Genomic DNA, 21,567 nt, shown 5'->3' with positions numbered 1-21,567 from the left:
TTTTTTATTTTGATAGGGGCAAAAAAATAGGTTCTGCTTTTCCAAATAGAGAATATTCGAAAACAGCCGTTTCAGTGATATCTTCTTTTTTAATTGCGGCATTAATTGTTTTGCTTTCTCCAGGCAATAAACTGAAATAATTGTCACTCCAAAGAGAAGGTAATAGCTCCTGATGCGATTCTTTTCCTGAAATGTGCGCACTAAACATAAAAGCTATGGCTTTGCCAGTATTCTTTACATTTACAATGTACTTATTTCCCTCTGCTCCTTCTGAAATATGAGCTTCAACTTGTAGGTTAGTTGCTGGTAGACGATTTAGGTCGTTGAAATTATTAGAGGAATTTACCCAATATAAATTTTCTGAAATAATAGTCCCAATTTCATTTTTAACTTCGAGTTTCAAAAATTGTGTCTTATCAGAAACAGGCACAATAATATCTGTTGGAATGGTAGTATTCGCCTCCATCCTATTTAACTTTTGATTTTTATTCCATACCACGTTTGCATTACTATCATAAAGCGTTGCTGAAACAGTGTTATTATCCAAATTTGCAGTTGTAAGGTTAAGGAACGAAACCGAGTTATTATCCCTATTAAATTGCACGTGGACTAATTCAGACGCTTTTTTTGCACCATAATATCCCGCATGTGCTTGCATATACCAATCGTACACTTGCCAAGTTATGCTTGGCCAGCTTGAGTTTGATTTCCATAATAAGATTCCGCTTGCATTATTCCAAAGCTGACGATTGATAGATTCTATTGAAGAACGATAAACATCATAATTAACTAATTGAGCTTTTGAAATATATTCTTTAATCCCATTATGAACGTTTAAAGTATCCGGCGCTCCGTAGTAATTACGCAGCATTGTATCATAAGATGTAAACTTGCGGGAATCTTCACCCGGCCAATCATTAGCATCATGATACGCCCAAAAACCATCCAAAGGAAATCGCCCTGACATCCAATTTTTACCCATTTCTGGCATAAATTTTTGCATACTTTGCAATTCAGGAATACCACTGGGTCCAATTTCACTGCTGAATCCCTGCAATTTGGGGTGAGTAAAATAATCTTTTGGTTCTAAAGTATGATAGGGTCCGCCACCATGTAATCCGTCACCATCCGATTGTTTTAGATAATGGCGTGTGTCGCGGTTATCATATTTCTTAATAACCGAATTGACCAATAAATCTTCTCTTGGATTTACCCCCTCATTACCCCCACACCAAATAATTAGCGAGGGATGATTTCTTAATTTTTGAGTAATATTAATTGACGCTTTTTCAAAAAGGCTTTTTTCAGGCTGGTAACCAGGTGTGTTTTTATAAGTTCCCCAAAAATCATTCAAATAATCCTGCCACATCAGTATTCCATATTTATCGGCAGCACGATACAAAGCTTTTGGAGGAACACCAGTAGGTCCCCAGACACGTAAAATATTAAGGTTGGCATTTTTAGTTAGAAGAATTTCATTTTCATAGCGAGATGATGTCCAATTTAACATCATATCCATGACCCAGTTCCCTCCTTTGAGATAAATTTCTTTTCCGTTAATTTTATATACGCGTTCTTTTTTACCAATATATGTTTCTACCTTTCGAATTCCGAAAACATCGTTGATGAGAGATTCATGACCATTTTTCGTTTTAGTTGTTATCTCAATATTGTATAAGTCAGGAGAACCATAACCGGCAGGCCACCATAATTTTGCGTTTTTCAGCGCAAGTTCAGGAGTGTTTTTATTATTCCATTCAAATGATTTTAGTTCATTGGGTTGAATTTGATAGTTTTTGTCAAAAGTAATAGTATCATTTCCGTTTGAAATTTTAATATGTGCAATACCTGTTTGTGCAACAGAAGTGTAATTTTTTATATCTAAAGAAACTGTTAATTTTGCATCGGTTGTTTTAGGCAAGTCAATTTCAGAGGTTACATAAAGATTTTGAAGTTCTATTTCATCAGTAAAAGATATAAAAACATCCTCAGTTATCCCCATATCACGATCGCGTACTGCTGGTTGCCAGTCCCAACCCATAGTGTCCCATTTAGTGTAACTAGTACTTAGTTTACCGTCTCCCATGTTTTGACCTGGATCGGATAAAGCAAGTAATGGTTCAATAGCTGGTTTTCCTGGATTGTCAGCTGGAAATATGGCAACAGCTAAACAATTTACACCATTTTTCAGTATATTTTTTGTTATGTCTATTCTAAAATTGCGTTCCATTCCTTTAATCTCGGTTGTATCTGCAATTATTTTACCATTGAGCCAAACCTGAGCTTTGTAATTAATTTCGCTAAAATTAAGCCAGACTATTTTTCCTGTATTATTTTTGTCAACCACAAACTGATTACGAAACCAGTAATGATCTTTCCATGGATTTCTATTTTTTAAGTGACTGAATTTTTGCAAATTATAGTCTTTATTGTATTCATCATTGCTATCCGGAATTTTCATATTATTCATCCCTATATAAGGATTTGGATAAATACCATTACGCACAAGAGCGGTAAGGACCGTAGCAGGAAGTGATGTTTCTGCCCATCCATTAGTATTTACGCCAACTTTTGATATTCCAGAACCATCCATATTAATTTCCACAGATGATTTTACTTTCCAGCCATTACGTAACAGCTGAGCAAATTTTGGCAATTCAGCTAATGGTGCATCTTGAACTAAAAAGGTACTTGTTGCAGAAATAATTTTTGTTGTTCCTATGTGGGCAATAACAGCCCAACTATGTTTACCAAACGAAAGTGGAAATGTCACATAAGCATTTGATGTTGAAGGCAATTCAGCCATTATACGATTATCTATTCTTATTTCAAAACGATCGCATTTTATTTTTTCCCAAGCAAGTGTAGGGGTATTATTAGTAATAGTCATACCATTCTTAGGAGCAAAAGTTTTAAAAGTTTTTGCAGCACAAAAAGAATTCGCAGAAAAAAACAGAAATAATATAATAGTGGTAATATTGCTTTTCATTTTATGTAATCTTTAAAAAGAGTGAAAATTCTTTATTGAATTGTAATTACAGTTCCTCGACCAATAAAAAATCGAGATAACCAAGGTTAGCACCCTTGTTGTATTTTAAAGTAAGGAGGTTAATGCCTGCAACTGGGAAAATTATTTCACCTATTGTGGCTTGAGTCCAGTTGTGAAAACTGCCAGTCTCTTCCGGAAGTTTTAGAACAGCTGCCTTGTTCCCGTTTAACCATAATTCTGATTTATTATCTTTATTCCCATAAACAGTGATAATCCTATATTTTCCGGGCTTTATTACTTTTACAGTATAATTTGTCCATTCACCGTCTTCTTGCCATCCTATATATAGCTGGTTTACCTTAGGATCGACTTTATTAGGGTGATTAAAATCAGCCCAATCTTTTGTATATGATATATCTACTCCTTCATTTTCTCTAAAAAAAGCAGTGTAGGCTTCTACACCCGGACGCCAATGACTTCCATAGTCATGTTTTTCATGGTTTAATTTTGAACCCTCATTTTCAGGAGTTACATCGTGATAAGCAATTCCTTCGCCACCTATATCGTAGTAAGCAAGTTCAACTCTACCTGGAATTATCTGTGCCCCTACTGTATATATTGAATCTACATAGGGTTTTCCAGAATAATTTTTTGGCTTTTGAGAAAATGATGCTATTGATAAGAAGGAACAGAAAGTAAGAAAAATATTTTTTTTCATAAGTGATAATTAAAGCCCTTCAGAGTTTAACCCGAAGGGCTTATTAAAAAACCAAAGCAAATAATGCAGTGTGAAACTAACAATGTCACTGCATACTAACTAACCAAATTTACTGCTACTCAGGTTTTAAATTTGGGTCTAATGGTGCTGTCGTAAATATAAATGAATCAACATTTACTTCTATCGCAGTTCCTTTAGCAATATTTCCGCCATAAAGCTGAATACCCATGGTAAAATCTTTTGTTGGATCAAATTTTGTTAGATCACCTTCTCCTGGAGCAAGTTTTATTGATCTCCATACCCATTTATTTGCAGTTGGCACAAATTTATAATCATCTCCATATCCTTGAGATTTTGTAAAATGCATCCATCCTTGACCAAAATCGAATTGGAAATATCCTTCTTTATTACCCGTATTCAATAAAAAGTTAATCCAAATACCATTCGCATATGCAACTGGATCAAGAGCTTTTACATTCCACGAGGCTTGACCTAATTTGCTATCCCAGCCTTGAGATATTCCAGTTAGACTAGCATATTTAGCACCTTGGTTGTATCCCTGTAAACCTGCAGAACCATTAGAAACAATATTCCATGCAGTGCCAGCAGCAGTTTCGCACTCCCATCCAATTGTTGGAGTCAAAGGACCATCTGTAATCATTACTTGATCAACAGCGATGTAAAAAGGTGTTCCATTTACATTACCTCCACGGAATTGAATACCTATTTTATCAATTTTTCCTTTAACAACAGGGAATCCCATTTTTTCGAGATCATAAGAACGCCATTCCCAATTGGCAGTTTTGATTTTATAATCATCACCATATCCAAAAGCACCTGTAAAGTGACGGTCATTTGTACCTCCGCCGGCAGTAATAATTGGCTGTACATAACCCTCGCCGCCAGCAGTATTAACTAAAAATGTGATGTGCGGTTTGTTGTATGCTGACAAATCATAACCCTGACCTCCATTATTGTTTTCTACTTTCAAATAAATTCCATTCCATCCATTACCTGATGCGGCTTTAACCTCTAAGGCTTTTCCATATTCTCCATCAATTGTTGCGTATGTAAATGGACTTGTAGCATCTCCTTTTTCAGGATTAAATGGAGCATCAAAATCAAAAAGCATCAATGTTTGTTTAGACAAATACGTATTTGTAGGCTTAACAACAAGAATACCTGGAGAAGTTTGTTTATCTCCAGTTTTTGGTGTTATTTCAATGGTAGCAAATTCGCCAATTTCCATTTCAACTCCTGCTGATACATAAGAGGCTTTACTTGAAGTTGTAGCTCCAAAAGCTGAAACTACTATTCCATTCAATTTAACTTCCTTTATCAGATCTAAATTTTCGCCTGTCAACAAAAATGGTTTTCCTTTTTGAATATTAACAGGCCACGCTGTAACTTTAGCAGCATAAAACTGAGGCTTAATAAATTGAGTTGATACAAAGGTTCTTTTGTACTTATTTACAATAGTAATAGGGCCACTTTCAATCTGACGAGGCACTTCAACAGTAATACTATTGTCACTTTTATTGATGATTTTAAAAGTATAAGGACCAACAGCAACACTTGTCACATAATTCATATTTATTCCTTCCAAAGCAATCTCTGTTCCTACAAATGGAGTTTCGTTTGATATCTCTGTAATTGTTGAAACAGGTAAGTTTATATCAGAGCCTTCAGTATAAGTTATGTCTTCGCAATTATATAAAAGTGCTGAAAAAAAGGCTATTAATACACATTTAATTATATTCTTTTTCATATATATTTAATTTAGTTGTTATATGAAATAAGTATGATGTAACTTATAGATTAACTCTTTGTTGTTAAATAAAAAACATCATACTTGGTTTCATAGAATTTGTTAATTAATAACCTGGATTTTGTTCAAGATTCCAAGCTTGAGTTTCAGTTTGTGGTATTGGCATTAACGGTACTTTATTACCATTTGGTCCATCAATTGATTTAGCCAAACCATTTGTTTTTATGTTAGGAAACTGTTTGTATGCTTTAACACCTAATCCATAATTTTGTCCTGGAGCACGACGAAGATTTTTTTCATTGTCAATTACTGCAAAATACCTTCCTGTGCGCACAAGGTCATAAAAACGAATTTGTTCCATTGCCAATTCCAAACGACGTTCTTTCCAGATATCCTGCAAAAGCTGATCTCCTGTTGAATTGATATCCGGCAAATTAACTGATGTTGGTGCGGCGCTGTAATCCATTTTTCCTTCTGCATATCCCATACAATACGTACTGTTACGAGCTCTGTTTCGAATCATATTTACTTTTGCCGTTGCTTCATCAAATTTATTTAGATGCCAGCTAGCTTCAGCATGCATCAATAATACATCAGCATAACGAATGATTTTTATATTGCGGTCACTAGCTTTAGCTAGTGCAGGTTTAACAGGAAGAGCAGCTTTACGATTTAGCCAATCTGATCCTTGTTCATTGCGATCGTATTTCTTTTTAGCACCATACAAAACTCCATTATTGAAACTTTCTCCATAAACAACACAAGATAATCTTGGGTCTTTTGTAACAGAAACATTGTAAGCTTCAACTAAGTCAGGTGTTGGATTATTGAATCCCCATCCTGAATCATCTTTCCTATTTCCTTGAAAATTATAGAAATTAGTTCCTATAGATCCTGGTGCAGTATCGCTTGCACCGACTGCAAACTGAACTTCAAAAACCGACTCTGAGTTATTTTTACTTTCAGTTTCCCATAATTTTGCATAGTTAGGAAGCAAAGCAAACTCACCTGAATTTATTACAGCACTTGTTTGATCGTAAACTTGTTGCCATGTTATTTTACTTTCTATATCGGTACCAATCTGATACATATATATTCTTGCTAATAAAGCTCTTGCGGCACCTTTGCTTACTCTACCAGTTTCGGCAACAGGTATCGTACCTTTTTCAGGTAACAATTCAATTGCTTTTGTTAAATCGGCTGCTATTTGTGTATAACATTCGTTTAGTGTTGCACGTTTAACTTTTCCAAAATCAGAGGGTTTAACAGCACTCGTAAAAAGAGGCACTCCACCATAAGCTCTAACTAAATACCAGTAAAAATAGGCTCTCATAAATGAAGCTTCACCAATTAATCGGTCACGAACCGAAGGAGACCAACTTACTTTTGGAAGATTGTCAAGTGCATAATTTGTGCGCGAAACACCCCAAAAACCATGAATCCAGAAATCGCTTGCAAAACCAATTTGAGAAGTCATCGTAAAATCCAACATTTCCCACATTGCACCGTAATCTCCATCATTACTACCTTTTTCTGCATCATCACTACGTATATCACTCAGAAAAAAATCGTGGTGATGTCCCATCCATTGGCCATCAGGCCCAGCTCCTTCATCAAGTTGGAGCATATCATAAATACCAATTATTGAGCGAACACCATTTTCTTGAGTGTCAAAAAAGTTGGCACTATTTTCTGATCCCTGAGGTTCGAGATCAAGGAAATCCGAACAGCCTGAAAACCCAAGCATCAAGACTGTCAACAGGATAATATATTTTGCTTTTTTCATAACTATCTGTTTTTTTTTTAAAAATTAATATTGATACCAAGTGAATAATTGGTAGGCTGTGGGTAATTAACCATATCAACACCATAGTAGAATGGATTCCCATTCAAACCAAACGATGCGGGATCAAGACCAGTGTAATTAGTAAAAGTCAATAAGTTATCGATTGTTGTATAAATTCTAAAGTTTGAAATACCAAATCTTTTTGACTGTGAAACTGGAATTGTATAACCCAATTGAATGTTATTTAATCGAAGATAAGAGCCGTCTTCTACATATAAATCGGAGAAGTTCTCGGTGTTTTTATTTAAATCGGCTGCATTTAAACGAGGCACATTTGAATTTGGATTAGCGGGTGTCCAAGAGTTCACTGCCATATCATGACTGATATTAGTTTCGAACATTTTTGAATTATATAACGACTGACGCATTGAATTTACTATTTCGTTACCATAGGATCCAACGAAAAACAGTACCATATCAAAACCTTTATACGATAAATTTACATTTAAACCACCAGTTAGATCAGGACTTGCACTTCCCAAATAGGTCATATCCAATTCTGTGATTTTTCCATCACCATTTCTATCAACGAATTTTACATCTCCAAGACCTGCGTTGGGTTGAATAGCAACATCATCTTTTTTGTAAGCATCCAATTGTTCCTGTGTTTTGAAAAGGCCATCGGTTTGGTAACCATAGAAATAGGCAATCTCTCTACCGATTTCGGTTTTAGTTGTATTTCCTAATCTACCTACACCTCCACTACGAATCGGATCACCACCAGCTAAGCTGGTAATTTCGTTTTTAATAATAGCAAAATTTAATCCCAAATCATATTTGAATTCGTTTTTATTATTTGCATAATTCAAAGTAAACTCAAATCCCTTATTTTGCATTGTCCCTGCATTCACCGCTGGTTTTTTCATACCTGCATATGTTGGTATAGGTTTTGCAAGAATCATATTGTTTGTGTTACGAATAAAATAATCGATTGTACCTGTAAGTTGATTATTAAATAATCCAAAATCAAGACCAACATCAAACTGCTCAGAATTTTCCCAAGAAAGTTCCGTATTAGCAAGTTGTAACTGAACTGCACCTTCTACTGGAACGCCATTTAATGTGTAGTTGTATCCTCCGTTCACACTCGAAACATAGTCAAAATTACCAGCACTGCCCTGATTACCTACTAATCCCCAACCAGCGCGTAGTTTTAAAGTTGGTAATATTTCTTCTACACCAGACATAAATGATTCGTCATGAATATTCCAACTACCAGCAAATGATGGGAAAGTACCCCAACGCTGCTCTGGCGTAAATTTTGAACTTCCATCTGCACGTATTGTAGCCGTCAATACATATTTATTGTCCCATGCAAAGTTACCACGAGCATAATATGACTCCAAACGGTTTTCACTTTTTCCACCGCCTAGACCAAATAAAACAGCATTTTTATGTGCTCCCAGATATTGCAACGATGCACTTTCGGGTACATCATAACCTGTTGCCCAAATATCAGAATATTGGTTTACTTGCAACTCAGTACCCAATGTAGCATTGATGTTTAATTTACTTACTTTTTTATTATATGAGAAGTAATTGGTAAATACCCAGTTTAACCCTTTACCTGCGCTTTGATTTAGTGAAGAAACATCGTTTTTCTGAGTTGGAGTTATAAAATATTCTGGGCTATATGATTTATTTTCGTTATAATCCATAACGGTTCCGAACTGTGAACGAAAAGATAAACCTTTGGTCCATAAGTCATTAAACTCTAAGAAAAAATTACCCATAAACCTATTACCTATTTGTTTTTGTTTTTCTGCCAAATAAATTGATAATGCTGGATTTGTAGCGGCCTGTGAGTAATATACTTCACCGTAAAAATTGGTATAGTTATCAAAAGGAACAGAAATAGGATCCGAACGTAATGCCCCTGTAATTGTTCCACCATAAAAATCATTTCTTTCTCCAGGTCTTTGATAATAGGCATAATTAAAATTCATACCTAACTTAATCTTATCTGTTAGTTTAAGATTGTTATTTGAATGGAATAAAAACTTCTCTAGTTTCGTTCCTTTTACAACTCCTTCTTCATTTGAAGCAGTTACACCGGCATCATACGAATATGTTTCTGAATTACCAGAAATTCCAACATTATATCGGGTAGTAGGTGCTTGACGGTATATTTCATTCTGCCAGTCAGTGCCTTTTAAATAGTTTCCTGCAGCCTGCTGATCGAGGACATAATTAATTATATCATCTGTCATACCAATTGATTTACGTGCATTTGCAAATTCAGTAGCATCAGCAAGATCTAAACGTTTGTTAAATACTGAAACACCAGTTAATACAGTACCTGACACATTAAATTTTCCGCTTTTTGAACCATTACGTGTTCTTACAAGAATTACACCATTTGCACCACGGGAACCATAAATAGCAGTTGCAGATGCATCTTTTAAAACTTCCATACTTTCAATATCAGTTGGTGCGATTTGACTAATATCCCCCATTGGAAATCCATCTACTACATAGAGAGGGTCGGAATTATTAATTGTTCCAATTCCACGGATTCTAATTTTAACTCCAGATCCAGGACTCCCAGAATTTGAAATTACATTTACACCAGCTACGCGGCCTTGAAGTGCTTTTGCAGCATCAATAGTTGTTACTTTATGTATATCATCTGTATTTACCTTGCCAATAGCACCAGTTACATCTTTTTTTCGCAAAGTACCATATCCAACAACAACTACTTCATTTAGATTTGTATTATCAGGCTCGAGTTCTATGGTGAGGTTCGGCATAACTGATACTTTTCTTGGTTTATAACCAACAAAAGAAATTAAAAGTGATTCACCTTTAGGAGCAACAATTTGAAATTCTCCTGATATATTTGTAATGGTACCGTTACCATTACCATCCACCAAAATTGTAGCGCCATAAAGCGATTCTTTGGATATTTTATCTATCACTTTACCCTTCACATTTACTTGTGAGTAAATCGAAGAATAAAACCCGATAAATAATAGCAATAAAAATGCTTTTTTCATAAACATATTTTTTTTTTTGGTTAATAAATTGGTTGTTCTAGTTTTAACTTTAAATACAATCAAGTTGCATTTTTAGTCCTTATTAAATTGATTAAGTTTTTTAATAATTAAAGTGTAATTTTTTCTTTAACTCATAAGCAAATATTTTTTGGTTGTACATAAGAAATCGATTGAGCTACAAATTTATATGAACACACTGCTTTTAATCGTTCGTTTTTGATGTGCTTTTTTTAAATTTTGTAGAATTATACGTCGATGTTACAAAATCGAATAAAATAATACAGAACTTAATAGACTCCCATAAATTAGGTTTTTCTTTATGTTTATATTTGTAAGCTGATGTTACAATACTAATATGACAATATTTTCTATGAAAAAAACAATCCTTCTTTTGTTGCTTTTAACAATAACTTTACAAAGTAATACCGTTATTAGAATTTCTAACTCGGTTATAAAAACCACAAATGATGGTTTGTGCAATTCAATAGTTACAAGTATCGCACAAGACAAACATGGATTTATCTGGATCGGAACCGAAGAGGGGTTGAGCAAATATGATGGCTTAAGCTTTAATACATACAAAGTAAATAGTACAGATTCATCTAATCTAACCAATAACAGTATAGTGAGTCTTTTATGTGACAAAAAAGGGCAGATTTGGGTAGGAACATACAATGGTTGTCAAGTATACAATGATGAATTAAATGTATTTAGAACTATTGATTTTAAACTAAAGGACGTCAAGAATAAAGCTATTAAAATTGAGAAAATTTTTGAAGATAGTAAAAATAACATTTGGTTATCGACATCAATAAATGGAGTAATTATGATAGACCGAAATGGAAAAAAAAATAAACATTTTTTCTATCAGCCCAGAAACCCTCTCTCAATTTGCAGTAATATTATTACAGACATTGCCGAAGATAGCAGTGGTAATATATGGTTTGCCTCATCTGACAAGGGTATTTCAGTATACAATGTAACTACTAATAAAATCCGACATTATAATAAAGAGAATGGCGCATTGCCCTCGAATCAGGTACTACGATTAATAAAATCAAAAAATAATGCCATATACATAAGTATTCTTAAAATAGGACTAGTAAAATACAATCCTGCTAATTCTAAATTTCAAGTCTTGGATAATGTAAATTCAAAAATTCCATCAAAAATTATTTTTAGCTTAGGTTTAGATGCCCAAAACAATATTCTTATTGGCACTGATGGAGATGGACTATTAGTTTATAATACAATAAATCAAGCAGTTTACCCTCATCCAGTTTTTGTAGAGCGGTTTTTTGAACTGGGAAGAAGTCGTGTGCACTCTCTTTATACTGACAAAGAAAATAATATTTGGATAGGCGTTCCTACTTTGGGTATATGTCTTATAAAAAATAGCAATGCAGGATTCCAAACGTATAGAAATTTTGATGGCATTCCATTTCATGACTGCATTAATAGCATTTTTGTTGACAAATTTAAAAACATCCTAATGGCATCTGATGGTGGTGGCTTAATAGTATTTAACAGAAATAATAATTTTAAAAAGCAATTTATTAATATCAAATCGAATAGCAATTCGCTCGCTGACAACGCAGCATTAGATGTTTTTGTAGATGATGAACTTCAAACTTGGGTTGCTACATATACGGGAGGTCTGTCTGTAATGAACCACCTTTCGGGTAAGTTTATTAATTATAATACCGAAAACACAAACGGTGGATTAAAAAGCAATAATGTAAGAACAATTACACAATCAAAAGATGGAAAAATATGGATAGGAACACATTCTGGAGGTATAAGCTGCTTCGATAAGAAAACAAAACGATTTTCAAATTATATGCAATCCTCAAAAAGAAACAGTCTAATAAACAATTGGGTCAATAAACTCTATTTAGATAAAAAAGGACATTTATGGATTGGAACAGTATATGGGTTAAGCTGCTTTATCATTGAAAAGAATAAATTCATAAATTATAATACACAGACTAACAGCAAAATGAGTAACAATATGATTCACTCTATTGCAGAAGATAATGAAGGCAATATATGGTTTGGCACTGACAATGGATTAAATTATTTAAACCCCTCAAATGGTGATATTAAAGTATTTACTACTGACAACAATTTAATCAGTAATAGAATAAAAGGTTTAGTGTTTACTGGAAAAAACAGCTTGTGGATAAGTGATAATCAGGGAATATCATGTTTGAACACCCAAAACTATTTAGTTAAGTCTTACAATATGCAGGATGGTTTACAAAGTGATGAATTTAACTCAAGATCCTATTTTCTAAGTAATGATGGTGAAGTATTCTTTGGAGGCACGAAAGGAATAAACATTTTTAACCCAGATATGATAAAATCTAGGAAACCGACTAATAATATAATACTTACCAATTTGAAACAGTACGACCAACAAGTACTTATAAATCGAAAAATAAGTGATAGAATTATACTTCCCAAGTCCCTGAACTATTTGAATGAAATAAATTTAAGTTATGTCAACAAAAGTATTACTATCGAATTTTCAATTCCAGAATTTTTTGCAGGAAAAAAACTTTTTGTTTCATCATATCTGGATGGATTTGACACAAAATGGCAAAATCTACCCGCCGGTAGTAGGTCAGTAACTTACACGAACCTCGCTCCGGGTAATTACACGCTACATTTAAAAACTGGAAAGGCAAATAATGAACTTGAAGGTGAGGAAAAAAAACTTACTATAATTATACACCCTCCCTTTTGGAGGACTTGGTGGGCTTATTTAATCTATGCAGTAGTTATTGCTTTTTCATCGTTCATGATATTCAGAGCGCTGAAAATAAAAAGCAGCAAAAAAAATAAAAGGCAGATAAAAAAACTAGAAATAAAGAAACAAAAAGAAATATATATGTCAAAACTAGTGTTTTTTACAAATATCTCTCACGAATTTCGTACGCCGCTTACTCTTATTTCTTCCCCTCTAGATCGATTGATTCAAAATGAAAACAATGACGAAAAATTACAATTACTCACAATTATTCGTAAAAATTCGCAACGATTGCTTCATTTAATCAATCAGATTCTTGATTTAAGGAAATTAGATACAAGTCAAATGAAAGTAAATGCGAAACAAATCAATGTATCATCAATAGTTAAAGACATTTTGGATACATTTAAAGATATAATTACTGAGAAAAATATTGATTTGACCTTCGAAAATAAAATTGGAAACACATTAGTATGGTTCGACCCTAGCATGCTAGATAAGTGCATCTATAATATTATTTCCAACGCCGTTAAATTTACCGAAAAAGGATATATAGCCGTATCAACAGATTTTGAAACATTAAATGATAAAGAATATGTTGTGATTAGAATTTCGGACACAGGCATTGGAATGTCAACTAAAGTAACTGATAAGATTTTTGAAAGATACTATCAACATAATGAATCTGATGTACAATACTTAGGCACTGGAATTGGACTGAATCTTGTTAAAAACATTTTGAAGCTTCACAATGGCATAGTAACTGTAAAAAGTGAATTGAACGAAGGTTCAACTTTCAATATATATTTGCCAACAGGAGATGTAAATAAGAATGATGAAATACAAACTGATGCTACACAAAATAACGCCATTACAAACAATTTTGTAATTTCTAAAAATGACGATAAAATAATCTCAGAAGCACAAAATATATTAGAGACAGAAATTAATGGAACAAAACCATTATTACTTATAGTTGAGGATAATGCTGACATGAGAACATTACTTAAAGTAGAACTTAATGCAAATTATAAAATAATTGAAGCAGAGGATGGTGCAAAAGCCTTAGAGAAGGTTCATTCTAAATCCCCAGATTTAATTATTACAGATATAATGATGCCAAAAATGAACGGAATTGAATTGTGTAAAGCACTAAAGACAAATATAGAATCAAGTCATATTCCAATTATTATTCTGTCTGCAAAATCAGAATTAGAAGATCAAATTTTAGGGATCGATTTAGGAGCAGATGCCTACATCACAAAACCATTTAATATGGATTTACTCAAAACTCAAATTCGAAATTTGCTTAATCAACGTCAAAAACTAAAAGAAAAATTCAGCAACTCTATAAACTGGGAAGTCGAAAGTGGCATTCTGACCTCGGCGGATGAACGCTTAATGGAGAGAACCTTTGATATAATAAAGAAAAATATGGATAATCCGGCACTTAGTGTTGAAATGATAAGTGATGAATTGAAAATAAGTCGAGCACAACTACATCGTAAAATGAAAGGAATTATAGATCAATCTCCTATAGATTTAATACGAACAATCCGTATGAATCATGCTGCAACATTACTAACTACAACTGATAATAAAATTTCAGAGGTTGCTTATGCTGTGGGTAGTAATTCGCAATCTTATTTTTCAAGCAGTTTTTCCGAATTTTTCGGCAAGTCACCATCTCAGTTTAAAAAAGATGGAAATAGTTAATACATGTTGGTGTAAAGATTATCTCCAGAACAGGTTCGTGAGCAGTTCAAAATAGTTAATCCTATCATTCAAGTATCAATAGTGAGCTGCTCAAAAAGCTGCCATTCTCAAGCTATTAATAGTACTCACGAAGAAAAGATATACTTACATTAACAATTCAGTCTCGCTGCTAACTCATAATGGTCTTAGTAATCAATAGGTCACTCTCTGGTTGTTCGCTTTGTTCCGTTCGGCTGCTCCAGTCGGTCGTCGGCCGAAAAAGCCACCGCCCTCCGTTCCACAGTCCTCTCGTCAGCATGGCTTCAGCCCGCTCCGAAAAGAGCAGGCCACCACTATGCTTCCTCACCCTCATCTTCACTCGCTCTCTTCCTGAGTTCGGCGGGGCTATTACATCCACAATACGGCTTCATTCCGTTTAACTTCGCAAGCTACGCTGCACTACATTCCAGCAGTATCATGTCTGTCGACCCTAGTTTTTTCAACGGTGGCGCACTTCGCACAGCCATCAGGGTTGGCACCGTTCCCTTCACCTGCGTTTTTGGGTAGCCAGCAAAGTATCATAAAATAGAAATGTGATTGTTACAATGTTCATCCTGAGCGCAGTCGAAGGACGTTTTGCTCTATATCAAGGAACGCCCCGCCTAAAAGCGGTGCTGATTTGATAGTAAGACAAACAACACAGAGTTAATTTGTTCGATACTGTAGAAGTTAGGAAGGAAAGATTTGGGTTTTTAACAAAGACTTTTCCCGTAGAATATATATATAATGGATTCTAAGGGTTCTGTTAAAATTAAAATTGATACTACTAAACTATACAAAATCTTTGTTTTAGGATTTAAAGCATTTGGACCGAAAATGTATTATCCAGGATATTTAAAAGATGGTCAAAAAATAAATATAGAAGTTATATCGCTTAAAAAAAGGTGAAAACTATAATAAAAAAAAGACCTAAAGAACAACTGCTGGTAGCAGCTACTGCAACAGATTTTGGCAATTGGATTAATGTGAAGTTGGTTTTGTATTTGGGATCTTGTAAGAGTTCCAATACATGCTTCAGTTGCTCCCGGCGATTCCACAAATTCATTTTAAATGCAATCAAAAGCCTGTAAATCTTAGGATGTATCAGCTTTTTAAATTTTTAACCCAGCAAAAAAATAAGTCTAAAAATTGCAAAACAAAGAATACCCCCTGTTCCTGCAATACTATTAAATTGCTACTTTCAAAAATTATTTGTTGTCTAAATAATGAAAATGATAAGAGAAGCTTTGATATAAAATCGATCAGCTATTATTTCACAGCGATATTTTTAAATATGTTATGTATATTTAACAAAAAAAATAAAATGAAAATAGTAAGATCTAATTTTTTTGCGTTAAGCCTACTCCTGCTCACTACTTTGGTAATAACAGTAAACACGTATGGGCAAACAAAAGAAAATCCAAATTTCAAAGCAGGTGTCGAAGCACTTAACGTAAATAATATGCCGCTAGCTTTCAAAGAATTTCTCGCTGCGGCCAAAGTCGGCCAAATCGATTCACAATTTAATGTGGCCGTCATGTATGAGAAAGGTATCGGCGTTACTAAAAATGAAAAAGAAGCCGTTGTTTGGTACAGCAAAGCCGCAGCACAGGGTAACGCACCCGCACAATTCAATTTAGGAGTACTTTACGAAAATGGAAAAGGAACACCAGTAGATTTTGCGAAGGCTAATAAATGGTATCGCAAAGCGTCTGTACAAGGAGATGGATTGGCTATTGGAAATTTAGGAATGCTTTATGTAAGGGGTCAAGGTGTAAAAGAGAACAAAATTGCGGGAATAGCTCTGCTTTTGTTATCCACTAAAATAGATCAATCACCTGAAAATAATGCCAAAAAAAATATTACTGCCACTCGCGGTTTAACAACAGCTATGGTTACTGAGGCGCAAGCCCTTTCTGACAAAATGAGTAATGCTAAGAATCTATTGGATCCACTCGATCAGTATTTGAAAAAATCTGACAATAGCACTAAGAAGAAATAGAATTACTAATAGTTGGAGCAATTAATTCTGTAAACAAATTAAAATCATGGAAAAATTATATTCCCTTGTGATTCAACCTCCAGAACCTATACTTGCTTCAATTATGTCCATGAAAGAACAATTAGCAGCAGAAGTAGGCTGGTTCAACAGTAAAAATTCAGTAGGACATATTACCATTTGCGAATTCAAAGCAACTGGCACATCAATCGAAGTGATAAAAAATCAAATCAGTAAATTATGTGATGCATTATCGCCGATTGTAGTGTACTTAAATGAATTTAGCACTTTTTCAAATGGTGCTTTTGTCATAAATCCGGACAGCAATTCCAAAAAAAGAGTAAAGGAAATCATGAAGTTATTTCATAAATCACTTTTAATTCCCAGTATGAAAAAAAGTGACAATCCACATCTTTCCATTGCCCGAAAACTAAGCCCTCAAAATCTAATCAAAGCCAATCATTTATTCACAACAATAAACCTCAATTTTGTCTGTGACAATGTTGTTTTAAGGCTGTTTGACGAGGACAAAAAACAATTTTTTGTAACTGACACTTTCGAATTTAAAAGCAATAAGCAATCTGAAGCGATACAGGGAGAACTTTTTTAGGATTATTTCCAGCTATTCGGAACACTATAAGAATTGGGAAATGCTAATTTACTAACTTCGCTAAACCTACTACTAGTTCAAAAATAAGAAAACATGAACACAACAGATCCAAGTGAACAAAATTTAATATTTCCCCAAGGAGAAAAAGCAAATCCTGATTATTTTACGGGAAATGCATGGGTGAAATTATTGGTGAATGAAAATGAATTTAATAGTGTGATCGGTAACGTTACTTTTGAAGCGGGAGCCCGGAACAATTGGCACACCCATCCGGGAGGCCAGATCTTGATTGTTACAGATGGAATTGGCTATTATCAGGAAAAAGACAAGCCCATTCAATCGATTCAAAGAGGGGATGTTATCAAAATACCTGCTGATATTAAACATTGGCATGGTGCTTCTCGCGATAGTTCATTAACACATATTGCAATTACCGCAGTTACGCCAAAAGGGTCAATTGATTGGTTGGAAAGAGTGACTGATAAAGAATTTAATAGTTATTCCGTAAGTTGATTTAATTAAATATTTCAATATTTTCTCAAAGTTTAGTAACTATTTTTATAATTGTTATATAATTACTTTATTCAATTACCTCATAAGTATTTACCGGTTTCGATTTGTTTTTCAATGCAAATTCTCCGTTTAACACACACTTAAATGATTCTTTTACAATAGCATATACAGCCTCTGAAATAATAATTTGTCCGGGTTTGGCAACACTTTGCAATCTTTGAGCCGTATTAACTGCATCGCCAATAACGGTATAATCAAATCGCTTTAAAGATGCCGAGCCAATATTTCCGGAAACCATTTCCCCAGAGTTGATACCAATCGAAATTTCCGGCTTGTATTTTTTATCACCAATTGTTATTTCTTCACTGTTTTTGATTTGATTTTTTAAAGCGAGTCCTACATCAATAGCCCTGTCAAGATGATAATTTCCTCTAAAAACAGCCATAACTGCATCACCCATAAATTTATCAACATGCCCTTCCTGAGCAATCACTTCCTTTACAATTGTATCAAATAATCCGTTGAGTAAATTCACGACTGTGTTTGCAGGAAATTGCTCTGTTATCGAGGTAAAACCACATACGTCTACAAAAAGTACTGTTGCTTCCAACATTTCATTTTTAAGAAGGCTGTTTTCAAACTCCTTGTTGGTCATAAAATTTATTACATTTTCATCAACATACATCTTGAGAATATTATTCTCCTTGATTGCTTTAATGGTTTCCTGCAATTGTTTTACATGTGATATTGTTTTTGACATAGTTAAATCCAAATCATCAAAATCTACCGGTTTGCAAACAAAATCAAATGCTCCTCTGTTCATAGCCAACCGTATATTGTGCATATCTCCATAGGCTGATACCATTACCGCCTTCAACATCGGATTGGCTTCGGGTAATTTACTCAGTAAGGTCAATCCATCCATTATCGGCATATTAATATCGCTTAATATAATATCCAAGTCTGGATGTTCCAAAATTTTCTGCAAAGCCTCTTCCCCATTCTGGGCAAAAATGAACTGATAGACATTTTCCCGAATCTTTTTTCTGAACTTTTGCTTTACCAGAATTTCCAAGTCCGCTTCATCATCAACTACAAGTATTTTAGCCATTGTCCATGATTTTTTTTAGTTTCTCTTTTAACACATTAAAATCCAGCGGTTTTGTTAAAAAATCATTAGCCCCTTTGTCCATCGCCTGTCTGAAATTTTCTTCATCTCCATAAGCGGTAATCATCATCACAACGGGTGATAAATCTTTATAATCCAAACGGATTTTGGACAATAAGTCAATACCGCTCATACCAGGCATATTAATATCCGATAATATAAGTACTACTTCCATACTATTGCCTCTGAGATATTCTAATGCTTCTTCGCCGGAAAGGGCAAAGTCAAATTCAAAATCGTGGTGGCGCAATTCTTTACGAAAATGCTGCAAAAAAAGCGGCTGCACATCGGGTTCATCATCTACTACTAATATCTTCATATCAACTCTTTTCGGAAAGATTAATAATTTAATCGCTATAACTCTTAATTACAACTATGTATACCCAATAAAATTTACATATTTAATTGGAATAAATACACTTTTTATTCTAGTGGAAGAAAAATTGTAAAAGCAGTATAATCATTTTCTTTACTATCAATAGCAATACTTCCACCATGCCCTTTTACCACTATATCGTAGCTCAAAGACAATCCCAAACCTGTACCTTCACCACTAGGCTTGGTGGTAAAAAATGGTTGCATTATTTTGCTTTTGATGGATTCTGGGATCCCAATACCGTTGTCTTTTACGGTTATTTCAATTCCATTTGCTTTCAATTCAGTCTTCACACTGACAATTGGTTTGTATGCTTCACCCGATTTTTTCTGTCTTTGATGGGTGGCATAAAAAGCATTCGTAAATAAATTCAGTAATACGCGACCAATTTCTTGTGCCAATACTTTAATTTTAGGTAAGTTTTCATCAAAATCAGTAATTAAGTCCGCATTAAAGCTTTTGTCTTTGGCTCGAAGTCCATGATAGGCAAGCCGAAGGTATTCATCGGCCAATTTGTTAATGTTCGTTGGTTCTTTTGTATTATTACCAGTTCGACTGTGTTGCAGCATTCCTTTAACAATACTATCGGCTCGTTTGCCATGAAAATTTATTTTTTCTAAATTTTGTTTGATGTCGTTAGCAATATTTTTTACTTCGTCAAAATCTCCTTTTTCAATTTCTTCGTTCATTTCATCCAAAAGTTCGCCGCTAACTTCACTAAAATTATTGACAAAATTCAATGGATTTTGTATTTCATGGGCAATACCTGCTGTAAGTTCCCCAAGACTTGCCATTTTTTCGGATTGAATCAATTGCTCCTGCGTTGTTTTAAGTTCGTCCAATGTTTTTTGCAGTTCATCTTTTTGACTGCGAAGCTGTGCTGTACGTTCGGCTACTTGTATTTCTAATTTTGCTTTTAAAATTTCTGATTGTTGAAATTCTTTTTCTCGCTCTATAGCTTTTAATTGCTCTATTTCCATGTCTTTACGTTGTTTTCTTGTAATAAAAAACATGGCAAAAAACCAAATGATAGAAAAAACAATTGCCGTATCAAAATAATTATTCCATTCATCATAAAAAGAGGAATTGATGAGTGCTATAAAATCTTCTATAAAATTTACAACAACAAAAGGCAATATCGAATAAATAAAAGGCTTAACAGATTTAAACTCGTTTTGGGTAACACAAAAGTAGATTATTGTAAATAACATTGCATGTGCTATCCAAGCAGTTATATGTGTTCTCGAATGCAAAAAGAATTCGGCAATTAAAAGCATTATTGAAAGCCAAAAACCAATAAACAAATATTTGTCTATCTGAGGCAATAAAATTTTGCTTTGCAATGTTTTTCGCAAATGACTAAAAACAAATATTAATAGAATATAATCAAAGTTCATATGTAATAAATTAAATAACTATTAAATAACTATTAAATTACATTGCTAACGGTCGCTGACAAAAAAACTGATGCTCTTAGTATAGATTTATCAAAATGAATAATAACAATATCAGTTGTTTACGTACAATAAAATTACATAAAAATTAACGAACTTATACCCTATTTTAAATTTAACAAACATTTTTACCCACAAAAAAAACCGTTACTCCTTAAAATATTAAGCAGTAGCGGTTTCTCTTAAAAAAAAATTATTTCATGTACTAATTCAAAACTATTTTTTTTCTAATTCTCGTATATAGTTAACCAATTTCCATCTTTGGTCGTCTGTTAAAAGTTCAAAATAAGTGGCCATTGGAGCTTTTCCATTGGTTATTTTCCAAAAAATGGCACCGTCTGTTTGGCTCTTTACATTCAATGCTAAGAAATTTGCAGGATGTGGTTCCAATGTAAGACCGGCTTCACCATTCCCTTGCCCTTTCAAACCATGACACAATACACACATCTGATTGAATATTTCTTTCCCTTCATTTGTTGCCTTTTGATTTCCTACAAATGGATTTTTTAATGAATTAGAATATTCTGGTGCAACCCAGCTTAATTCTTGTGCAAAACTTTTTGTTCCTGTTACGATTAGTAAAGTTAGTACTACTAAAAATTTAAATTCTACTTTCATGGCTTGTGCTGTTTAATTATACATCA

Annotated in this window: 14 protein-coding genes; 4 read left to right on the top strand and 10 right to left on the bottom strand. The window is 33.8% G+C overall.

All coding sequences use genetic code 11. From position 1 onward, the window contains the following. Nucleotides 1–4 precede the first annotated feature (4 nt). The 5 genes from OLM57_RS11225 to OLM57_RS11205 form a co-directional block, all read right to left on the bottom strand. Nucleotides 5–2,989 (bottom strand): glycoside hydrolase family 2 protein, encoded by a 2,985-nt coding sequence (locus OLM57_RS11225; RefSeq protein ID WP_264563788.1) that lies wholly within the window; start codon nt 2,987–2,989, stop codon nt 5–7. A 46-nt stretch (nt 2,990–3,035) separates the two neighbouring features. Further along, nucleotides 3,036–3,707, bottom strand: a complete 672-nt coding sequence (locus OLM57_RS11220) for a carbohydrate-binding domain-containing protein (protein WP_264563787.1) — start codon at nt 3,705–3,707, stop codon at nt 3,036–3,038. 115 nt (nt 3,708–3,822) lie between these two features. Further along, a complete protein-coding gene (locus OLM57_RS11215; protein WP_264563786.1) occupies nt 3,823–5,475 on the bottom strand; it encodes a hypothetical protein in 1,653 nt (550 codons plus the stop codon). Nucleotides 5,476–5,581: 106 nt separating this feature from the next. Then, nucleotides 5,582–7,261 (bottom strand): RagB/SusD family nutrient uptake outer membrane protein, encoded by a 1,680-nt coding sequence (locus tag OLM57_RS11210; RefSeq protein WP_264563785.1) that lies wholly within the window; start codon nt 7,259–7,261, stop codon nt 5,582–5,584. A gap of 17 nt (nt 7,262–7,278) precedes the next feature. Next, the gene (locus OLM57_RS11205) at nt 7,279–10,317 is read right to left on the bottom strand and encodes a SusC/RagA family TonB-linked outer membrane protein (protein ID WP_264563784.1); all 3,039 of its coding nucleotides are present in this window, start codon (nt 10,315–10,317) and stop codon (nt 7,279–7,281) included. Between the two features lie 370 nt (nt 10,318–10,687). Between OLM57_RS11205 and OLM57_RS11200 the strand changes: the two genes are divergently transcribed. Further along, the gene (locus OLM57_RS11200; protein ID WP_264563783.1) at nt 10,688–14,785 is read left to right on the top strand and encodes a hybrid sensor histidine kinase/response regulator transcription factor; all 4,098 of its coding nucleotides are present in this window, start codon (nt 10,688–10,690) and stop codon (nt 14,783–14,785) included. A gap of 438 nt (nt 14,786–15,223) precedes the next feature. Here the strand turns inward: OLM57_RS11200 and OLM57_RS11195 are convergent, their stop codons facing one another. Then, entirely contained in the window at nt 15,224–15,346 is a 123-nt protein-coding gene (locus tag OLM57_RS11195; protein WP_264563782.1) for a hypothetical protein, read from the bottom strand. 781 nt (nt 15,347–16,127) lie between these two features. Between OLM57_RS11195 and OLM57_RS11190 the strand changes: the two genes are divergently transcribed. From OLM57_RS11190 to OLM57_RS11180, 3 genes are all read left to right on the top strand, one after another. Further along, nucleotides 16,128–16,805 (top strand): tetratricopeptide repeat protein, encoded by a 678-nt coding sequence (locus OLM57_RS11190; RefSeq protein ID WP_264563781.1) that lies wholly within the window; start codon nt 16,128–16,130, stop codon nt 16,803–16,805. A 46-nt stretch (nt 16,806–16,851) separates the two neighbouring features. Beyond that, nucleotides 16,852–17,412 (top strand): 2'-5' RNA ligase family protein, encoded by a 561-nt coding sequence (locus OLM57_RS11185; protein WP_264563780.1) that lies wholly within the window; start codon nt 16,852–16,854, stop codon nt 17,410–17,412. 93 nt (nt 17,413–17,505) lie between these two features. Further along, complete coding sequence (locus OLM57_RS11180) at nt 17,506–17,925, top strand: cupin domain-containing protein (RefSeq protein ID WP_264563779.1); 420 nt, start codon at nt 17,506–17,508, stop codon at nt 17,923–17,925. A 67-nt stretch (nt 17,926–17,992) separates the two neighbouring features. Here OLM57_RS11180 and OLM57_RS11175 read toward each other — a convergent pair whose 3' ends face one another. From OLM57_RS11175 to OLM57_RS11160, 4 genes are all read right to left on the bottom strand, one after another. Then, complete coding sequence (locus tag OLM57_RS11175; protein WP_264563778.1) at nt 17,993–19,036, bottom strand: adenylate/guanylate cyclase domain-containing protein; 1,044 nt, start codon at nt 19,034–19,036, stop codon at nt 17,993–17,995. Then, nucleotides 19,029–19,412 carry a response regulator gene (locus OLM57_RS11170; RefSeq protein WP_264563777.1) on the bottom strand — a complete coding sequence of 128 codons (384 nt, stop codon included), beginning with the start codon at nt 19,410–19,412 and terminating at the stop codon, nt 19,029–19,031. Before OLM57_RS11170 ends, OLM57_RS11175 begins: the two co-directional genes overlap by 8 nt. A 104-nt stretch (nt 19,413–19,516) precedes the next feature. Next, nucleotides 19,517–20,866 carry a sensor histidine kinase gene (locus OLM57_RS11165; RefSeq protein ID WP_264563776.1) on the bottom strand — a complete coding sequence of 450 codons (1,350 nt, stop codon included), beginning with the start codon at nt 20,864–20,866 and terminating at the stop codon, nt 19,517–19,519. 273 nt (nt 20,867–21,139) lie between these two features. Beyond that, a complete protein-coding gene (locus OLM57_RS11160; protein ID WP_264563775.1) occupies nt 21,140–21,541 on the bottom strand; it encodes a c-type cytochrome in 402 nt (133 codons plus the stop codon). Nucleotides 21,542–21,567 lie beyond the last annotated feature (26 nt).

This window comes from Flavobacterium sp. N3904, assembly GCF_025947305.1.
Classification (GTDB): domain Bacteria; phylum Bacteroidota; class Bacteroidia; order Flavobacteriales; family Flavobacteriaceae; genus Flavobacterium.
The sequence above is the reverse complement of the archived record's forward strand: the minus strand, read 5'-3'. Positions and strand labels throughout refer to the sequence as shown.